We start from the raw sequence: 17549 nt of genomic DNA, 5'->3' as shown, positions 1-17549 counted from the left end.
ACAAAAAATTCAATGGAGAATTCATGCAATTTATCGATTATGAAGAAGGAACGGCAACGGACACGCTTTTTGTTAATGATACTACAAAACCTACCCTCAAACAGGGGCAAGTGTTAGTAAAGGTACACAGCTTTGGTATTAACCGCGCTGATACATTACAGCGCCAAGGTAAATACCCAGCACCAAGAGGGGAAAGTCCAATTCTTGGTCTTGAGGTATCAGGGGAAATTGTAAGTCTTGGTATGTCTGCTGATAACGAGTCTTCCCGTTGGCAAATAGGCGATGAAGTCTTTGCGCTTGTGGCTGGCGGCGGTTATGCCCAATATGTGGCGGTCAATTCTGAACACTTAATGCCTAAGCCTAAAAACGTGGATATGCCGAGTGCCGCTGGTATCGCCGAGGTTTTCTTAACGGCATACCAAAGTTTGTTTCAAGTGGGCGGATTAAAAACTGGGCAGCGGGTTCTTATACATGCTGGAGCGAGTGCTGTGGGTCTTGCCGCGATTCAATTAGCAAAAGCGGATGGTTGTCATGTCAGTGTTACCGCATCAACTGAGAAAAAACTTGCGGTATGCGAAAAGTATGGCGCCGATCGACTGATAAATTACAAAACTCAAAATTTTGCTGAATGTTTCGAGCAAGGCGGAGTCGACGTTATTATTGATTTTGTTGCAGGGGATTATTTGAATCGAAACTTAAAAATCCTCAACGCTGATGGAACGATAGTGTACTTAGCTATGTTGGCCGGTCGCTATGCCGACAAAGTAGACATGGCCCTGATGCTTGCGAAACGCGCCACCATCACAGGCTCTACGCTGCGAAGCCGGAGCGACGAATACAAAAGCGTTTTAATACATGACTTTTGTCACAGGTTTTTGGCTGATTTTGACAATGGTGCTTTAAGACCTGTTATCGACACCCAATATAACGTAAAAGATATTGCATTGACGCACGAACGCCTCGAACGAAATGACACCATGGGTAAATTGGTTGTTAGTTGGAATTAATCTATCTCGCTACAAGGTTGCTTACTTAGCGCGATGTTAAATGTTTTAAAAGAGGTGTGGTGCACGTCTCGTGATGAACTGCTTGGGAGGTAGGCCACAGATTTATCATCGATTGTTTGAAAATATAGACTATGAAATGGAAGGTTAGAGACAATAAACAGCCTCTAACCTCATTCTATCGATTACAACGTCGATAAGAATTATTGCTGTTGAAGCACACTGAACTCCTCTTTAGAGACAAATCCATCCTTGTTGCTATCTAATTCGTTGAATATAGTGGCCAAAGTAGTATCAATACTGGCTTCTTTTGCACTTAACATATTGTCTTCGTTTACATCTAAAGCAGCAAAAATATCCGTTGCGCCAAATGCGCCTACTGACGTTAGGGCGAGAACACCCGCTATAATAATTTTTTTCATTCGTTTCTCCTCGTTATTTAAGAATGTCGTTTACTTTGTAAGGCGCTAGGACTGTTTTAACGTTACGCTGATTTAAATAGGCTACAATCTTGCGACCAAGGCAATAAGGGTTTAGTTCTCTAACTCACTGGCGCTAAGGTAACCATCTTTGTTCACATCTAACTCGGTAAAAACCGAAGACAGGGCCGCATCTGAGGAGGCTTCTTCTAGGCTAATGCGACCGTCATTATCCGTGTCTAACGCGTCCATTATATCGTCTTGTGCCAATACACAGTTTGAGGCGAAAAGTAGGCTAGTAATAACAATTAACTTTTTCATCTTATCGATTCCTTATGGCTAAACATTTAGCTAGGTTTTCGTAGCTATACCTGATTCTATTGAATCCGGTCTGACAAATTTAAAGAGCGGACTTGCTCGGCGGTTCAGATCGGGTAGAAGCATTTATATATATGCCGAACTCGCTCCTAAACTCAGCTAAACGGTTACACGCTTCATGCCAACTAAGAATAGTGCATAATTTTCAATGAGTTATAAGGGGGAGAGCGGCCTAGATACAAAGCGGACGTTGATAATTTAATGTTATAGTGCTAAAACAGTTACACAAATTCCGGGTTGAAACAAAAATTGTTAAATATCAATTATTTAAATGGAGTTAAATTGGTTACGCGTAGCGAAAAAGCAACAAAATAAAGAAACATTTTGTGCGCATTGTCTCATTTATTTTGTCGCCAAAGATAAGAAGGATTTGGCTATTTAACGTTTAGGTAAGTTGCTGATCCACATCGTTTGATATGGTGCTAGTTCAATGAAACTGTCTGCAGCATAAATGGGTTGCTGCGTCATTAAGTCTATCCACTCGTCGGTACCTACTAGGTTAATATCACTTAAGTGTATTTCTTGTATCTCATCACAAATATTACTGATACAAAATATGCTTTGTCTTCTATCGATACTCTGACGCCAGAAACCAAATACTTTGCTTCCTAACTGCAAGGTAAATTGTGTAGCGTTGGGGTGAAATGCCACCTGCTGGCGGCGTATGGTGAGTAGCTCACCCATGGCCTTCAACACGCGTTGGTGTTGGGAGTAGGGCGATGCTAATTGCTTCTGTAATTCAGTATATTGCCACTTGTGACGGTTTATAGCGCGGTTATGACTGGTATTTTTAACCCGTTCATAATCATTACCTGTGGCCAATAAACTGTGAATATAGATCCCAGGTATCCCTTCTAAACCAAGCATAATCGCATGGGCGCACATAAAACGCTGGAAGCCCCATTTATCCGTTCCCTTCGTTGTACCCTGAAGAGCGTCATATAATGCAATATTAATTTCATACGCTTTTTGCTGCCCATTTTCAGAAGCACGCCACGAAATTCTGCCGCCAAAATTCTGCATAGTGTTTACGAGTACCGTGAGCTCCTCGTCTTCTAATAAGCCTTCAGCTGGGCGTAGACCAATTCCATCATGGGATGCAATAAAATTAAAATAGGTAGTGCCGTTTTGCGCTGGGGGCATGCTCATTAACCATGACTTCAGGTAATGACAATCACCCGTAATGAGAGTATTTACCAACAATGGGGGCAAAGAGAAATTGTAGATCGCATGAGCTTCATTGGCATTGCCAAGGTAAGCTAAGTTTTCTCTATTTGGTATATTCGTTTCTGTGATAATAATCACATCTGGCTGCGCATGTTCAATAAGTGTGCGCAGTAATCTTACCACTTCATGGGTTTGTTCTAAGTTGATACAAGGTGTGCCAAGTTTTTTCCATAAAAAAGCCACGGCATCCAGCCTGAACAGCCTGACGCCATTATCCAAATATTGACGAATGATTGAAACGAAAGTTTCTAACACTTTGGGATTACGAAAATCAAAATCAACTTGATCGTGACTGAATGTGCACCAAACATGCTCGATACCTTTTGCTGTTTCAGTCTCACGTAATAGAGGAGACGTACGAGGCCTGACCACATTTGATAGGTCTTCATCTGGACTTGCCGTGTAGAAGAAGTCGCTGCCTGGTCCTTCACCCTTAATGAAGTTATCAAACCAAGCGCTTCGCGAAGAACAATGGTTAATTACCACATCTGACATTAACCTAAAGTCTGTCGCGATCCGTTTGATGTCTTCCCAATCGCCTAATGCTTCGTTCACACTAGAATAGTCGATCACAGAAAAGCCATCGTCTGAACTGTAAGGAAAAAACGGTAATATATGCACGCTGTTTAAGTTCTTCGCACAACTTTCATTTAGAAAGGTGTAAAGGGTCGTTAATGGCTTCTCCCCAGGCGATTCAATTGAATCGCCATAGGTGATCAGCACGGCATCTTCTTGCGTCCAATTATTGTGGTGACGTAAAGGAGGTGTTATTGCTACGTCCTTTTGAAACCCCATCGTAGTCAACAGATCTTGAGCGAATGTTTGGTAGGTAACACTCAGCTCAACCTCGTTGTAAATAACGGCCAAATGATGTTCGACTAACTCGGTTAATTGGTCATAAGTACTTTGCATTGCTTCACCATTCTTTATTGTTGTTCTAAAGGGATTCTTTACACTCGTTATAATCTTGTTCAACAGCGTCTTTTAAGCGCTCCAATACATTAGGCATGGCACTTACCACACGGTTCCAACTAGGGATGAAAGGGGTTTCCATTGGATTATCTAAAAAGCTTTCGCCTGCTTTCATAATGTTCTGAGCGAACAATTCAACCGCTTTTTCTTCGTTGTGAATATCCAGTGATAAACCATTCATGATGGCATCGTTATGGTAGGTTTCGACGAAATCTAAAGCGATTCGGTAATACGTCGCTTTGATAGAACGGAACGTTTCCATGTTGAACGTTTCACCCTGGGTCGCTAGCTTTCTAAACATGGCCTTGGTAATGTCGATAGACATTTTCGACAAACCACCTGCGTCATTGTCAGCTGAAAGATCTTGATGCTTATGATCATATGTTTTGGCAATATCTGCTTGGCACAAGCGATTGCTTGAATAGTTTCTGTGCATTTCTGATAACACACCAATCTCAAGACCCCAATCGCTAGGAATACGAATATCATTCAAAACGTCGCGTCTGAAGGAGAATTCACCGGCTAGGGGGTAGCGGAAACTGTCCATAAAATCGAGATAATCGGTGTTGCCAATCACACGCTTTAACGCTCTGAGCATGGGGGTGACGAGCAATCGTGATACACGACCATTAATTTTGCCGTTAGCAACACGAGCGTAATAGCCTTTACAAAACTCATAGTTAAATTGTGGATTCGCTACTGGATAAATCAATCGCGCTAGCAGGCTTCTGTCATAGGTTAATATATCGCAATCATGTAGCGCGACTGATTCAGCCGTGCCTGTGGCAAGAATGTAACCCATGCAGTACCAAACATTACGGCCCTTTCCTAACTCTTTTGGCGCAAGGCCCATTTGAGCTAACTCTTCGTCCAACGCTTTGAGACGAGGTCCGTCATTCCACAAGATACGGTGGTTCTGTCCAAGTTTGTCGAAAAAGCCCAGTGCATGCTTATATTGTTCTTTATCTGCTCGGTCTAAGCCGATAACGACTTGAGAAAGGTAGGGGACTTTAGAAATCTCTGAAACAATATGCGGTAACGCCTCTCCTTCTAGCTCAGAAAACAATGAAGGTAATATGAGCGCCATCGGACGCCTCCTAGCAAAACTCACTAGTTCTTTTTCTAAATCTTCAACGGGTCTTTCAGATAAGTTATGTAATGTGGTAACAATGCCGTTTTGATAAAAGTCAGCCATGATGATTCCTTTGGTTCTAGGATAAAAATAATAAGTAAATTAATAAAAGTTGAGCTTTATACTAACTTTCATTGATCAGAATTTTAGATAAACACTCAGTCCAGCCTGAAGGTCCTTCTAATGTACTATCGTAGACACCTGTTGTTCTCTCAAGTGGTGGAAACGAATGGGTGGGTGATTTAATACGTACCGCAATGTTACTGGCTTCCAGCATAGCCACATCATTGTTGCTATCGCCTAACGCGACACTCAAAGTTGCACTGTGCCCAATATGACGTTGGAATGCTGTGACTAACCATTGCAAGGCAATTCCTTTATCGCATAGCCCTGACACACCAAGAAAGCGACCGCCTTGTAACACGGTAGCACCCAGTTGCTGCAACTGAGTGACAAACTCGCGCTTTCTATCTGGCGACCCGAGCCATTTAACGGGCTCACTATACATACGGGTGTTGGCCAGCTTTGCATTTTTAGGGCTAAGTCCGGTGTGCTCTATGATTTGTTGCTCGCCCATGGTAGAAAACTGCAAAAACTCGCCTGAAAAGTCACTTTCAACACTGGCAATTAATGCCAGCCAATGCGAGCGAGGTTGAGCAAATTCTTTGACCCAAAAGCCTTCTTTGCTCTTTGTACCTTCGGGCTGTGTCTTCATTAAATGCTGAGGGATAAAAACCGCAGCGCCATTTTCTACGATAAGTGGACCATTAAGTTTTAGCTCTGCCATAAGAGAGTCTAACTCTGCTTTGGTTTTGCTTGTGGTAGGGATGACTGGAATGTGTTTGCTTCTAAGGATATCCAGCATGTTCAGTGCTGGCGCATAACTATAAGTGTTATGATCCAACAATGTGCCATCCATATCGGTAAATACGAGTAACTGTTTAAGCATGAACACCTCTTCGTGTAAGTGCAGTGATTCTGCGCGCTGAATTTAAACTGAACACGAGGTCACATTTTTGTGGCAGCGTTGATAAACCATGTTCAGTTAGGCGTTGATAATATTGTATGAAGGCTAACACTTGCTCATCGCTCATTACTTTGCTTCCAGTACTAGAATCTGCGGTCGAAAGGGAGGCACGTAATTTGTGCTCTTGTTCCAATCGCCACGCATAGACGCTCTCAAAAGAAGGTGCCTTAAGCATCACCCAATAATCCATGTTCCCATAAAGTGGTACGTAGTTTCGCGCCAATTGTTTATTAACGAATCGACGCCACACACCCGTCTCATCTTGTTCGTCTTCAAGGGCATTGATGGGAGCGATAAGTTGTGCCTCATTCTGAGCTTCAACGCCCCAGCACCAACCTTCAAAAATAACCACATCTACCTGTTCGTCTATCTGTTGCCATTGACTAACCGGAGCGGGATTGTCATCGGCTTTATTAAACCGAGGGATTGATGTGGCAGCGCCGCTGTGTAGCGATGAAAGTACCTGCGACGCTAATGCTATATTGTGTGTGCCTGGCACACCGCGTGTTTTGAATAATGGGTGCACCTTGACGGCAATAGCATTGCGCTGGGATTGATCCAAATAAAAGTCGTCAAGTGACATGACAACCACTTTTAAACCATGCTCCTGTGTAAGGTAACTGGCTAGAAACTCGGATAATGTTGATTTACCAGACCCTTGGCATCCATTGATGCCTAAAAAATAGGGCGCGCATGCACCAGATTGGTGCTTGGCGATGTTTTCAGCAAGCGGTATGTACCATTTTCTTGCATCGTGTAAAAAGTCCTTACTTAACTGATGTTTATCAGTAAATTCGGTTAACATATTTACGTTCTCTCCCTTGTTATGCACCAATGTTGCTGCTCATTAACCATATTCAATATGCTATGACACATCCAAGCAATCAACATACATGCCAATCACTATCAATGAGTATGCTTGGCTGCTATTTCTGGGCTAAGGGGCATGAATTTTATGATGTGAAAAGCGCAGTGAGTATCTATTGCGTTAATATAGTGAGGTATGGATATAAGGCTAAAAAACGCACGCGCTAAACAGACTTCGTCTTTGCGCCGGGGTGATGAGTGTCACATACATATTTGTACACAACTATTAGGCTGGTTAAACTCAGCGCTAATAGCTTTAAGCGCCCTAAGTGTGGTAAAAATAGTGGGTCGAAATTAATAAAGTAGATATACAGGTGGTTTAACTCCGAGCCTTCATACCTAAATCAGAAGACAAGGTATGTTGGCCGCGAAGTGCGTTCGCAAGAATGTGTCATTCGCCAGGGTTGTGAGAGAAATCAAACAGCCTCCCCGTAAGTGCCAAGGCGATAAGGCCCGGCAACTTCAATTTGGAAAGGTGTTAGTGAATATGTTGCAAGATAAATTTGGTCGCCGGTTTCATTACCTGCGGCTGTCCATTACTGATGTGTGTAATTTTAGTTGTGAGTACTGTCTACCTGATGGGTATCAGTGCGATACCGACAGGGATTTCTTGTCTCTGATTGAAATTAAACGCATTGCAGGTGCCTTTGCGAAACTAGGCACCAGCAAAATTCGTATAACGGGTGGCGAGCCTTCGCTACGAAAAGATTTGCCAGACGCTATTCGTGCCTGCGCAAATACCCAGGGCATCAAGCAGGTCGCGATCACGACGAATGGTTATAAATTACCTGATCATATCGACAGCTGGGTAGAAGCTGGCCTGACGCAAATGAATGTCAGTATTGACAGCTTGGACCCCCGTATGTTCGCGTCTATCACTGGCCACGATAAACTTGATGTTATTCTACGCGGAATTGATAGAGCCGTAGAGCTTGGGGTGACAGTGAAAGTCAATGCTGTTTTGATGCGCCACTTTAACCAGCATGAGTTATCCGCGTTCTTAAAGTGGATCAAAACAACCCCAATTACGTTGCGCTTTATAGAATTAATGCAAACCGGTGATAATCAATTGTTTTTTGATAAGAACCACGCCTCTGGTTTGCCCATTAAAGAGCAACTTATCAGTGAGGGATGGCAGCAAATTATTCGCGATAAAGCCGCGGGGCCAGCGCAAGAGTTTGCTCACCCTGACTTTAAGGGGCGTATTGGTCTTATTATGCCCTATAGCAAAGACTTCTGCGCGAGCTGTAACCGTCTTAGAATTTCAGCCTTGGGTAAACTGCACCTGTGTTTGTTCAGTGAACAGGGCCTTGATATACGAGAGTATATTACTGACGATGATACCCAGCGTTTACAAGAAGAGTTAAGGACACTCCTAGGAGATAAAAAATCCACTCACTTCCTTCATGATGGTTATACTGGCGCCACTAAGCACCTTGCAATGCTGGGCGGCTAACACTTGATCCGCTTATTTCATGTACGTTAATCAAGTCAACATGACGATTGATGTTGGCGAAAGCTCATCAACGTCGATATCGCCTGATGACAACAGCATGAGTGTCATTGGCTTGGTGCTCGCGGGCGGTTTGTCATCGCGCATGGGGCAAGATAAAAGCCTGCTTCGGCTTAAAGACAAAAATCAAACCTTACTCAGTCATGCACAAGATCTATTAACCCATGCCGGAGTAGGGACAGTATTAGTGAGTGGCAAAGAGCCCGAGCAGATCCATGATATATATCCAGATTGTGGCCCTTTAGCGGGGGTCCACGCTGGGATGAGCTATCTCGCTGAGCGACACCCTGGGCAAGTTACCGAACGTAGTGGTGATGATGTGCAGCAGGCCATGGGACTATTAGTGTTGCCGGTAGACATGCCAAATGTCACTCCAAACACATTGAAGGCATTGGTATCTGAGGGCACGCAAAGCGACGTGATCGTGCATTTCACAGGGTTTAATTTACCTGTTTACATCCCATATAAAACTGACTTATTTACATCTTTAGAATGTGTATTGCGCGAAGGTAAATCATTGTCTTTATTTAATATGTTTGAAAAAAATCACGCCAACGCAATAGCTATTCCTAATGATATTCATCCAAACGAGTTTGATAATATTAACTCGCCAGAGCAATGGCTTGAATTAAATCAAAGCTTTACTTCGGGCTAAATACCTTGACTCAGTGCTTAACGATAACCAGCGGTGCAGTAAACGTTGCGGACTATTCGCTTCTAAACAATTTTGTACGTTGCTCAAAACGTACTCCAAAAATCTAGGATATTTATGGGACACACGAACAATTCAGATGTTATCTCACTCAATATTGCGGTACTGACTGTGTCAGATACGCGAGATGAAGATACGGATACATCCGGTGCTTACTTAGTGAGTGCATTAGAAGCCGACGGACATCGGTTAGTAGATAAGCGTATTGTAAAAGATGATAAGTATCAGCTCAGAGCGAGGGTATCTAACTGGATCGCCTCAACTGATGTACAAGTAGTACTGGTGACGGGCGGCACTGGCTTTACGGCTAGGGATACTACACCAGAAGCCTTATCGGTATTATTTGATAAGGAAATTGAAGGGTTTGGTGAACTGTTTAGGTACATATCCTATACGGAGATTGGTACCTCTACAGTGCAATCCCGCGCTTTAGCAGGCATGGCCAATGGTACTGCAATATTTTGTATGCCTGGCTCCACTGGTGCATGTCGAACCGCGTGGACAGGCATATTGCAGCAACAACTCAACTCAACTCACAGGCCTTGTAATTTCATCGTGCATTTGAAAGACGTTAATGCAACACCTTGTGAAACTCGGGGGTAACGGATGGCACAAGATAAAATGTTGTCCCACGTTAATCAGCAAGGCGAAGCGAACATGGTGGATGTCACCGATAAGTCAGTTACGCAGCGCGTTGCTTATGCTCAAGGCAGAGTATTGATGTCGCCACAAACATTGTCTCTCATTAACAACAAGCAACACGCCAAAGGAGACGTCTTTGCTGTTGCGCGTATCGCAGGTATTCAGGGCGCTAAAAAGTGCAGTGATTTGATTCCATTGTGCCATCCGCTGATGCTAACCAAAGTGCAAATAGACTTTACAAACCTTGAAGATAACAGTGGCATCGAAATTACGGCTATGTGCAAACTAGCGGGACAAACAGGGGTAGAGATGGAAGCTCTTACCGCGGTTTCTGTCGCCGCGTTGACCTTATTTGATATGTGTAAAGCGGTGGACCCATCAATGACCATCGACGGAATTAAAGTGCTCGAAAAGCAAGGGGGCAAAAGCGGTCATTGGCAACGAAAAGAGGTTGCAACGTCATGATCAAGGTTCTCTTTTTCGGTCAATTGAAAGATCAAGTGCAAACTGGCTCAACAGAAGTTGCCGAGTCGGTGGGGGATGTCGCTAACCTGAAGCAGACTTTGGTGTTACATCACCCTCACTGGGGCGAGTATCTATCCGCTGATGCCACTCTGGTTGCTGTTAACCAGGTAATTTGCAATGAAAACACGTCACTGGTTGATGGGGATGAAGTCGCGTTTTTTCCGCCCGTAACGGGAGGATAGAAAGTGAGTGATATCATAGCGGTTCAAACAGAAGATTTCGATCATGGTGTACTTTACGACGCCCTCAGACAAGACAGTCTCAGCAATGGCGCTATCGTGACCTTTAGTGGGTTAGTGCGAGATTTTAATCAAGGGCTGGCAGTGGGGGACTTGTTTTTAGAGCACTATCCGGCTATGACCCAAATCAGTTTGCAGCAGATTGTGTCGCAGGCTCGCGCTCGTTGGGGTCTCGGTAAAATCATACTTATTCACCGCGTGGGGCATTTGGCTCAGGGAGACCAGATTGTTTTTGTGGGTGTGACATCGATGCATCGTAAAGATGCCTTTGAAGCTGCGCAATTCATAATGGATTATTTGAAAACAGAGGCTCCCTTTTGGAAAAAAGAATCAACAGCGTTAGGGGAAAAGTGGGTTCAGGCAAATATCAGTGATACCGCAGCCCGTCAGCGATGGACTAGCGATGAGTAAGCTCAGCTGCGTATTCTTGTTTATAATGACAGCATGTATGAGTATGAGCACAGTTGCAGATGTAAAAGTAGCGGTTGCAGCGAATTTTAAGCCGACCCTAGCGTTGCTCATTGAACAATTTACGTTAGAACATCCAAGCATAAAAGTCAGTATTTCAAGCGCTTCCACTGGGGTTTTATACGCCCAAATAGAAAGAGGCGCGCCCTTCGACTTATTTTTATCCGCTGATAGCGAACGCCCGAGGCGACTTGAACAAAAATCGTTAGTGGAAAACAATACACGCAAAAATTATGCGTTAGGCCAGCTTGTATTATGGATCAAGGGCCAAACAAATGTTGCCCCTAGCTCACTGGATACGTTGACGGGTAAGCTTGCTATTGCGAACCCTAAGCTTGCACCTTTTGGTTTAGCCGCTGAGCAAGCGTTAAAAAAGCTCGAAAAGTATGATCAGTTGAGGCCCAATATCGTGATGGGGAATAACGTTTCCCAAACGGCACATTATATACAAACAGGGGCCGCTCAAGCTGGATTTGTCGCGCTCAGTCAAGTATTGAGTATTATAAGTGCCACCGAAGAGTACTGGTTACTGCCCCGTCACCTTTACTCACCGATAAACCAACAAATGGTCATTATCAAACAACTGGGGCGCACGGAACAACAAACAAAAGAGACCCTCGCACTGTACCAATATATTCTCGGTACAAAAGGGCAAGGGCTTATAGCAAAAAGGGGTTATCAGAGTAGTGAGATGCAAACTGATTCGGGAGTAAAGCCTGATGCTCAGTAATTTTGTAAGCAGTGAGATATGGCTCGCCACGTTGCTAACGTTGAAACTCGCGAGTGCAACGACCTTGGTGCTACTGGTTATTTCAATTCCTTTGGGGTGGTGGTTAAGCCAATCGAATAATCCCGTAAAACCCGTTATTGAAGCATGCGTGACTTTACCGTTAATTTTGCCACCTACTGTGCTAGGTTTTTATCTTCTTGTGTTGTTTTCTCCACAGCATCTTTTAGGAGGCGCGTGGGTCACGGCATTCGACACAACGTTGGTTTTCTCTTTTTACGGCTTACTCTTAGGCTCTATTTTGTATAGTTTGCCATTTATGGTGCAACCAATACGAGACGCATTTTTAAAAGTGGATCGCGACCTCTTAGACGCCAGTCATACCTTAGGAGCGAGTAAAACCAGCACATTCAGGCGTATCATTTTACCTTTAAGCAAACATGGTATTACCACAGGTTGTATTTTAGCGTTCGCCCATACGGTGGGTGAATTTGGTGTGGTACTGCTTATTGGCGGCAATATAGAAAGTGAAACGCGTGTTTTATCTATCCTGCTTTACGATTTAATTGAAACCAATCAAATGGACGCCGCAAATAATGTGGCGTTAATGTTAGTTGGCTTTGCTTTTGTGGTTTTGTTGTCTTTGAGTATGATGAGGCGCAGGGGAAAATATACAATTTTATGATAAAGCTGTGAATTTATCACCAGACACAGTGCTTCATTTAATCTCAAAGGGTGGGGTACAACATGGCTAATGTTGTTTTCGTACCAGGGTTAGATACTTGCTCGCCAGCACAACTCAAACCATCACGTTGAAAAGCAAATATGTATAGACGTGATGTGATGTGTTAGCAGTGGAGAAAATGAATAAAGGAAAAGCTGGGGGATAAAAAGCCAAGATAGAATATACATTTTGGGTGATATCTATCTTGGCTATTGTTGTACGCATCTATATTAGATTAGCGTCTCAACGGGTATATTGTGCAAAGACTATTTACTCGTCGTTGCCACAGTCATCTTGACACTCACCGTACAGATAAAGGCTGTGATGAATAAGCGTCATGTTGTGGCGTTTAGCAACTTCTTCTTGACGCTTTTCAATTACTTCATCTTCGAACTCAATGACCTTACCGCAATTTAAACATACGAGGTGGTCATGGTGTTTCTTATGACTGATTTCAAAAACAGATTTACCGCCTTCAAAATGGTGACGGTTTAGAATGCCAGCATCATCAAATTGGTTTAAAACACGATATACCGTGGCCAAACCGATTTCTTCGTCTTGTTCGATGAGGATCTTGTAAACATCTTCAGCACTGATATGTTGATTGTTCGGATCTTGTAGTATTTCGAGGATTTTTAAACGAGGTAATGTGACTTTTAATCCCGCTTTTTTGAGTTCTTTATTTTGGTCCATAGATCCAACTTAGCATTTGATGTAAACAACGTAATCATAAACTGTACCGATTATAGCGTCGGTTATCCAGTCATATCATCGCTTACGAATTCAACAGTTCAATTAAAGGGCGTTTTACTTAATTTAATATTCAAAACCGACCCCAAAATACGTTTTGATTTCTCTTTAATCATAAAAAAGGAGCTCACGCTCCTTTCATAACGAAGGGTGTTACTGCCGAATTTATTGCAGTTCAGCTAAACACATTTCTTCGTGTATTTGTTTGCACCAAGCCTTTACTCGGCTTTCGGTCAATTCAGGTTGTCTATCTTCATCAATACCAAGGCCGACAAAGTGGTCATCATCAGCCATGCCTTTTGATGCTTCAAAATCGTATCCCTCGCTAGGCCACTGACCAATCAAAATAGCGCCTTTAGCTTCAACGATATCCCTGACCATACCCATAGCGTCTAAGAAGTACTCAGCGTAATCCTCTTGGTCGCCACAACCAAAAATCGCGACCAGTTTATCGGCGAAATCGATTTCTTCTAACTCTGGGAAGAAGTCATCCCAATCACATTGCGCTTCGCCGTAATACCAAGTAGGAATACCAAACATGAGTAAATCAAACTCGGCAATATCCTCTTTACTGCTTTTGGCAATATCGTGTACGTCGATTAGGCCTTTGCCCAATTCTTTTTGAATCATCTTGGCAATATGTTCAGTGTTACCTGTGTCACTACCAAAAAATAGGCCTACGCTCGCCATCGTATTGAATACCTCAAAATCTAGTTATACATGTCTGGTCATTCACCAGAGCCATTAATTCGCTTGCCAGAAAAATTGCACCACGCCCTTAAACAAAAAGCCTGCGGCACCTAAAAACAAGACTAAATAAACAACAACTCTACCTATCATAGGTACGTTATTCTTCTTCAAAACATCATGTACCGCAAAGCCCATGAGTAAGAATAAACCAACCAATGCCAAATCTAAGGCGATGGCTTCAATTTGTTCATAATTTTCGCTTAACATGGGAACTCGCTACATTTCATTGCGGCGCTACTTTAGCATATTGAGGCAGTCTTGAAAAAAACTAATTTCGTAAAAATGTGAGTATGTGATCCGCACACTCTGCCGGTTTTTCAGCGTGCAACCAATGACCAGTCCCTGAAACGACTTTAACGCGGCTTTTGGGGAATAAATCCGTTGTTTGTTTGGTGTATTCTGCGACTAAGTAATCAGACAGTTCACCTTTAAGAAATAAAACGGGTTTGGTGTATTGACTGTCACTGCTAATCGCTTGTGATAACAATGAATAGTCTCTATGCAATAGAGGTAAATTAAAGCGCCAATGCCAAAAGTGTGTTTTGGTATCTTGGTATAAGCTTTTTAATAAAAACTGCCTAACAGAAGCCTCATTGACAAATTTGCTCATCATTTTATCAGCGTCTTTGCGGTCTTGAATGCTCTCAAGCTTTACATTTAGTAAAGATTTAAAAACGTTACTGTGTCTTGGCTCATACGCTACTGGTGCTATGTCAAGCACCGTAAGTGTCGAAATAATTTCTGGATAAGTCAGCGCCATTTGCATAGCGACTTTTCCACCTAAAGAGTGGCCCACTGCATTTACACGTGAAATGTTTAACTGAGCTAAAAGAGCAATAATAGAATCCGCGTAACCAGTAAAACTAAACTGCGCAGAGTGCTCTGACTTTCCATGATCCGGCAAATCAATAGATAGAATATTGAAATCTTGGCTTAATTTACGGCGCAACATAGCGAGGTTATCTAAACTGCCGAATAGACCATGTATTAATAATAACCAAGGCTGATTTTTTTCACCGTGGTCGATTCTGTGGTTAATATTTAAAATAGAAATAATGACCCCTATTAATCAATAAGGTTAGTGGTACTGCGAAGAGAAGAGGGGAGAGCGGCCATAATTCAATGACCACTCATTCACTTAGTCTATTAGATAAGAATCTAGTGATTTACCGTTATCAAGTTCAGCTTTGAAAACTTTAGGCATACGACCAATACCAGTCCATTTATGCTCATTACCTGCGCTGTCTTTTAAAATATATTTTACTGGACGTTTTTTGCCCACTTTAGTTGATTTTTTCGCGGGTTCAGCTTTTTGTAAATCGTTGACATCAAGTCCTGCTGCTTCTAATTGCGCTAGGATCTCATTTAGCTTTTCGTTTTTCTCTTTGGCCGCTTCTTGCTGCTCTAATTCTTTCGCTTTACGGTTATCAATAATCGAATTGAGTTTATCTGCGACTGTTTCTAATTCTTCTACCGATAATTCCTTTACCGCTCCTTGTAATCGACGTCCATGAGTCAAAATGCTAATAAAATCACTCATAATTACCCTTCTTATTTAAATGTATATTTTGTTTGAACATATATTTTTACGTGATAGTTAGCAATAAGTTTATCGGAATTTATGATTTTTCATAGTTTTAAAACTTAAATATTCGAATGTTTTAAAATTGAAAAGAAAAAAAGGCGAAATAAAATTCGCCTTTTAGATTCATTAAAACTAATTACATATTTGGGTAATTAGGACCGCCTGCACCCTCTGGTACTACCCATTGGATATTCTGTGTAGGGTCTTTTATATCGCAGGTTTTACAATGTACGCAGTTCTGGGCATTAATCTGCAATGCTTTTTCACCTTGCTCATTATCTATGATTTCATATACCCCGGCCGGGCAGTAACGCTGAGCGGGTTCATCATACAAAGGTAAATTCACCGTAATTGGAACAGCATTATCCTTTAATTTAAGATGACAGGGTTGATCCTCTTCATGATTGGTGTTTGACAAAAATACAGAGGACAACTTATCGAAACTCAGCACACTGTCATATTTTGGATAATCTATTTTCTGGCAGTCTTTGGCCTGCTTAAGTTGTTCATGATCTTTCTCGTTATCAGACAAATTAAAGAACATGTTGCCATTAAAGATATTCTGCTCGAGGGTGTTATAAGCACCGCCGCCAAACGTGCCAAATTTATGTAGCGCAGCACCAAAATTACGCGACCTGAATAGCTCATCGTAGACCCAAGAGTCCTCGAACCGCTTACTGTAATCGACTAAATCCTTACGGCCAGCGTCTTCAGGTCCTAATGCATTAATCAATGTTTCAGCAGCCAACATGCCGGATTTCATGGCCGTGTGATTACCTTTAATCTTTGCAAAATTCAATGTACCCGCATCGCAACCTACCAGTAAGGCACCAGGCAAGGACATTTTAGGTAATGAATTATACCCGCCCTTGGCAATGGCCCTTGCGCCATAGCTCACGCGTTTGCCACCTTCTAAGTATTGTTTAAATACGGGGTGGTGTTTCATTCGCTGGAATTCATCGAACGGGCTCAAGTGCGTATTGCTATAGTTGAGGTCAACGATTAATCCGACAAATACTTGGTTATTTTCAGCATGATATAAATAAGAACCGCCTGACGCTTCGGTTAACGGCCAACCCGCACTGTGAACAACTAAGCCTTCTTGATGCTTACTTGGTTCAATATCCCAAATTTCTTTAAAACCAATAGCATAATGCTGTGGGGACTTACCTTTATCCAGTTCAAATTTCGCGATGAGTTCTTTGCCTAGATGACCACGGCAGCCTTCTGCGAACACTGTGTATTTGGCACGAAGTTCCATACCAGGCATATAACCATCTTTATGCTCACCATTATGCCCTATGCCCATATCACCGGTTAGCACCCCACCAACACTGCCATCATCATTGTAGATAACTTCTGCTGCTGCGAATCCCGGAAACACTTCAACGCCAAGGGACTCTGCTTGCTCAGCTAACCAGCGAGTGACATTACCCATACTGACAATATAATTGCCTTCGTTGTGCATGGTTTTCGGCGTCATGATATTGGGTAATTTAGTGGCCTTTTCTTCGCTGCGTAAATAATAAATATGATCTTCTTTGACTGGGGTCGTAATAGGCGCCCCCATTGATTGCCAATCTGGGAACAATTCATCCATGGCACGTGTTTCAAATACTGCACCAGATAATATGTGCGCGCCCACTTCAGAGCCTTTTTCAACAACACAGACCATAAGTTCTTGGTCTTTTTCCTGTGCCAATTGCATCAATTTACATGCGGTAGAGAGCCCAGCTGGACCAGCACCGACTATCACAACATCAAACTCCATCGATTCTCGTTCCACCAGTATCTCCTTCTTTATAAATATGTATTAATTAAAAAAATGCGTTTGTGTTTACTCGTCACACAAATTTTACAATTTAGTTGGCAGATGTTTTACGTATAG

General features: G+C 42.6%; 21 protein-coding genes and 1 riboswitch. Of the genes, 9 read left to right on the top strand and 12 right to left on the bottom strand.

The window, feature by feature from the left end; all coding sequences use genetic code 11:
- Nucleotides 1-23: 23 nt before the first annotated feature.
- Nucleotides 24-1007: a zinc-binding dehydrogenase gene (locus AC0VYA_RS10900; protein ID WP_473480591.1), complete on the top strand. Its 984-nt coding sequence runs from the start codon at nt 24-26 to the stop codon at nt 1005-1007.
- A 200-nt stretch (nt 1008-1207) separates the two neighbouring features.
- Here AC0VYA_RS10900 and AC0VYA_RS10895 read toward each other — a convergent pair whose 3' ends face one another.
- The 6 genes from AC0VYA_RS10895 to AC0VYA_RS10870 all read right to left on the bottom strand — a co-directional run bounded on the left by AC0VYA_RS10895 (nt 1208) and on the right by AC0VYA_RS10870 (nt 6964).
- Nucleotides 1208-1426: an EF-hand domain-containing protein gene (locus tag AC0VYA_RS10895; RefSeq protein WP_475488250.1), complete on the bottom strand. Its 219-nt coding sequence runs from the start codon at nt 1424-1426 to the stop codon at nt 1208-1210.
- 111 nt (nt 1427-1537) lie between these two features.
- Complete coding sequence (locus AC0VYA_RS10890) at nt 1538-1744, bottom strand: EF-hand domain-containing protein (protein WP_011574968.1); 207 nt, start codon at nt 1742-1744, stop codon at nt 1538-1540.
- 435 nt (nt 1745-2179) lie between these two features.
- Nucleotides 2180-3940 (bottom strand): sugar phosphorylase, encoded by a 1761-nt coding sequence (locus AC0VYA_RS10885; protein ID WP_475488249.1) that lies wholly within the window; start codon nt 3938-3940, stop codon nt 2180-2182.
- Nucleotides 3941-3965: 25 nt separating this feature from the next.
- The gene (locus AC0VYA_RS10880) at nt 3966-5195 is read right to left on the bottom strand and encodes a glycosyltransferase family protein (RefSeq protein ID WP_006993331.1); all 1230 of its coding nucleotides are present in this window, start codon (nt 5193-5195) and stop codon (nt 3966-3968) included.
- Between the two features lie 61 nt (nt 5196-5256).
- Nucleotides 5257-6081 carry an HAD-IIB family hydrolase gene (locus tag AC0VYA_RS10875; protein ID WP_475488248.1) on the bottom strand — a complete coding sequence of 275 codons (825 nt, stop codon included), beginning with the start codon at nt 6079-6081 and terminating at the stop codon, nt 5257-5259.
- Nucleotides 6074-6964, bottom strand: a complete 891-nt coding sequence (locus AC0VYA_RS10870; RefSeq protein ID WP_475488247.1) for a kinase — start codon at nt 6962-6964, stop codon at nt 6074-6076. The genes AC0VYA_RS10875 and AC0VYA_RS10870 overlap by 8 nt, the downstream gene beginning before the upstream one ends.
- 373 nt (nt 6965-7337) lie before the next feature.
- Nucleotides 7338-7520, top strand: a riboswitch (molybdenum cofactor riboswitch).
- On the opposite strand from AC0VYA_RS10870, the gene moaA reads away from it, so the two are divergent.
- The 8 genes from moaA (at nt 7514) to modB (ending at nt 12537) form a co-directional block, all read left to right on the top strand.
- The gene (gene moaA, locus AC0VYA_RS10865; RefSeq protein WP_475488246.1) at nt 7514-8482 is read left to right on the top strand and encodes a GTP 3',8-cyclase MoaA; all 969 of its coding nucleotides are present in this window, start codon (nt 7514-7516) and stop codon (nt 8480-8482) included. (Overlaps the previous riboswitch by 7 nt.)
- Nucleotides 8483-8522: 40 nt before the next feature.
- Nucleotides 8523-9194 carry a molybdenum cofactor guanylyltransferase gene (locus AC0VYA_RS10860; RefSeq protein ID WP_475488245.1) on the top strand — a complete coding sequence of 224 codons (672 nt, stop codon included), beginning with the start codon at nt 8523-8525 and terminating at the stop codon, nt 9192-9194.
- A gap of 114 nt (nt 9195-9308) precedes the next feature.
- Entirely contained in the window at nt 9309-9854 is a 546-nt protein-coding gene (gene moaB / locus AC0VYA_RS10855; RefSeq protein ID WP_011574962.1) for a molybdenum cofactor biosynthesis protein B, read from the top strand.
- A gap of 3 nt (nt 9855-9857) precedes the next feature.
- Nucleotides 9858-10358, top strand: coding sequence for a cyclic pyranopterin monophosphate synthase MoaC (moaC, locus tag AC0VYA_RS10850; protein WP_475488244.1), 501 nt, complete (start codon nt 9858-9860; stop codon nt 10356-10358).
- Complete coding sequence (locus AC0VYA_RS10845; RefSeq protein WP_475488243.1) at nt 10355-10600, top strand: MoaD/ThiS family protein; 246 nt, start codon at nt 10355-10357, stop codon at nt 10598-10600. The genes moaC and AC0VYA_RS10845 overlap by 4 nt, the downstream gene beginning before the upstream one ends.
- A 3-nt stretch (nt 10601-10603) precedes the next feature.
- On the top strand, nt 10604-11068 hold the full coding sequence (gene moaE, locus AC0VYA_RS10840) for a molybdopterin synthase catalytic subunit MoaE (RefSeq protein WP_011574959.1): 465 nt from the start codon (nt 10604-10606) through the stop codon (nt 11066-11068).
- A 37-nt stretch (nt 11069-11105) separates the two neighbouring features.
- On the top strand, nt 11106-11855 hold the full coding sequence (modA, locus tag AC0VYA_RS10835) for a molybdate ABC transporter substrate-binding protein (RefSeq protein ID WP_475488242.1): 750 nt from the start codon (nt 11106-11108) through the stop codon (nt 11853-11855).
- Nucleotides 11845-12537 carry a molybdate ABC transporter permease subunit gene (gene modB / locus AC0VYA_RS10830; protein WP_011574957.1) on the top strand — a complete coding sequence of 231 codons (693 nt, stop codon included), beginning with the start codon at nt 11845-11847 and terminating at the stop codon, nt 12535-12537. Before modA ends, modB begins: the two co-directional genes overlap by 11 nt.
- A 309-nt stretch (nt 12538-12846) precedes the next feature.
- On the opposite strand, the gene fur is transcribed toward modB, so the two are convergent.
- From fur to AC0VYA_RS10800, 6 genes are all read right to left on the bottom strand, one after another.
- Nucleotides 12847-13269 (bottom strand): ferric iron uptake transcriptional regulator, encoded by a 423-nt coding sequence (gene fur / locus AC0VYA_RS10825; RefSeq protein ID WP_011574956.1) that lies wholly within the window; start codon nt 13267-13269, stop codon nt 12847-12849.
- 222 nt (nt 13270-13491) lie between these two features.
- Nucleotides 13492-14016 carry a flavodoxin FldA gene (gene fldA, locus AC0VYA_RS10820; RefSeq protein ID WP_007987378.1) on the bottom strand — a complete coding sequence of 175 codons (525 nt, stop codon included), beginning with the start codon at nt 14014-14016 and terminating at the stop codon, nt 13492-13494.
- 54 nt (nt 14017-14070) lie between these two features.
- Nucleotides 14071-14283 carry a DUF2788 domain-containing protein gene (locus tag AC0VYA_RS10815; RefSeq protein WP_006993318.1) on the bottom strand — a complete coding sequence of 71 codons (213 nt, stop codon included), beginning with the start codon at nt 14281-14283 and terminating at the stop codon, nt 14071-14073.
- Between the two features lie 61 nt (nt 14284-14344).
- The gene (locus AC0VYA_RS10810) at nt 14345-15028 is read right to left on the bottom strand and encodes an alpha/beta fold hydrolase (RefSeq protein WP_011574954.1); all 684 of its coding nucleotides are present in this window, start codon (nt 15026-15028) and stop codon (nt 14345-14347) included.
- Between the two features lie 186 nt (nt 15029-15214).
- Nucleotides 15215-15616, bottom strand: coding sequence for an H-NS family histone-like protein (locus AC0VYA_RS10805; RefSeq protein WP_473480565.1), 402 nt, complete (start codon nt 15614-15616; stop codon nt 15215-15217).
- A 181-nt stretch (nt 15617-15797) separates the two neighbouring features.
- Nucleotides 15798-17447 (bottom strand): electron transfer flavoprotein-ubiquinone oxidoreductase, encoded by a 1650-nt coding sequence (locus AC0VYA_RS10800; protein WP_475488241.1) that lies wholly within the window; start codon nt 17445-17447, stop codon nt 15798-15800.
- Between the last annotated feature and the right edge of the window lie 102 nt (nt 17448-17549).

Source organism: Paraglaciecola sp. QJM3NY_14, assembly GCF_056173245.1.
The sequence above is the reverse complement of the archived record's forward strand: the minus strand, read 5'-3'. Positions and strand labels throughout refer to the sequence as shown.

Excerpts from the sequence above, each read along its gene's own strand:
- AC0VYA_RS10890 (WP_011574968.1), bottom strand. The coding sequence starts at position 1,744 with ATGAAAAAGTTAATTGTTATTACTAGCCTACTTTTCGCCTCAAACTGT.
- AC0VYA_RS10810 (WP_011574954.1), bottom strand. The coding sequence starts at position 15,028 with ATGTTGCGCCGTAAATTAAGCCAAGATTTCAATATTCTATCTATTGAT.
- AC0VYA_RS10815 (WP_006993318.1), bottom strand. The coding sequence starts at position 14,283 with ATGTTAAGCGAAAATTATGAACAAATTGAAGCCATCGCCTTAGATTTG.
- moaB (WP_011574962.1), top strand. The coding sequence starts at position 9,309 with ATGGGACACACGAACAATTCAGATGTTATCTCACTCAATATTGCGGTA.
- AC0VYA_RS10885 (WP_475488249.1), bottom strand. The coding sequence starts at position 3,940 with ATGCAAAGTACTTATGACCAATTAACCGAGTTAGTCGAACATCATTTG.
- AC0VYA_RS10880 (WP_006993331.1), bottom strand. The coding sequence starts at position 5,195 with ATGGCTGACTTTTATCAAAACGGCATTGTTACCACATTACATAACTTA.
- AC0VYA_RS10805 (WP_473480565.1), bottom strand. The coding sequence starts at position 15,616 with ATGAGTGATTTTATTAGCATTTTGACTCATGGACGTCGATTACAAGGA.
- AC0VYA_RS10845 (WP_475488243.1), top strand. The coding sequence starts at position 10,355 with ATGATCAAGGTTCTCTTTTTCGGTCAATTGAAAGATCAAGTGCAAACT.
- moaA (WP_475488246.1), top strand. The coding sequence starts at position 7,514 with ATGTTGCAAGATAAATTTGGTCGCCGGTTTCATTACCTGCGGCTGTCC.
- moaC (WP_475488244.1), top strand. The coding sequence starts at position 9,858 with ATGGCACAAGATAAAATGTTGTCCCACGTTAATCAGCAAGGCGAAGCG.
- fur (WP_011574956.1), bottom strand. The coding sequence starts at position 13,269 with ATGGACCAAAATAAAGAACTCAAAAAAGCGGGATTAAAAGTCACATTA.
- AC0VYA_RS10860 (WP_475488245.1), top strand. The coding sequence starts at position 8,523 with ATGACGATTGATGTTGGCGAAAGCTCATCAACGTCGATATCGCCTGAT.
- modA (WP_475488242.1), top strand. The coding sequence starts at position 11,106 with ATGAGTATGAGCACAGTTGCAGATGTAAAAGTAGCGGTTGCAGCGAAT.
- AC0VYA_RS10900 (WP_473480591.1), top strand. The coding sequence starts at position 24 with ATGCAATTTATCGATTATGAAGAAGGAACGGCAACGGACACGCTTTTT.
- modB (WP_011574957.1), top strand. The coding sequence starts at position 11,845 with ATGCTCAGTAATTTTGTAAGCAGTGAGATATGGCTCGCCACGTTGCTA.
- AC0VYA_RS10870 (WP_475488247.1), bottom strand. The coding sequence starts at position 6,964 with ATGTTAACCGAATTTACTGATAAACATCAGTTAAGTAAGGACTTTTTA.
- AC0VYA_RS10875 (WP_475488248.1), bottom strand. The coding sequence starts at position 6,081 with ATGCTTAAACAGTTACTCGTATTTACCGATATGGATGGCACATTGTTG.
- fldA (WP_007987378.1), bottom strand. The coding sequence starts at position 14,016 with ATGGCGAGCGTAGGCCTATTTTTTGGTAGTGACACAGGTAACACTGAA.
- AC0VYA_RS10895 (WP_475488250.1), bottom strand. The coding sequence starts at position 1,426 with ATGAAAAAAATTATTATAGCGGGTGTTCTCGCCCTAACGTCAGTAGGC.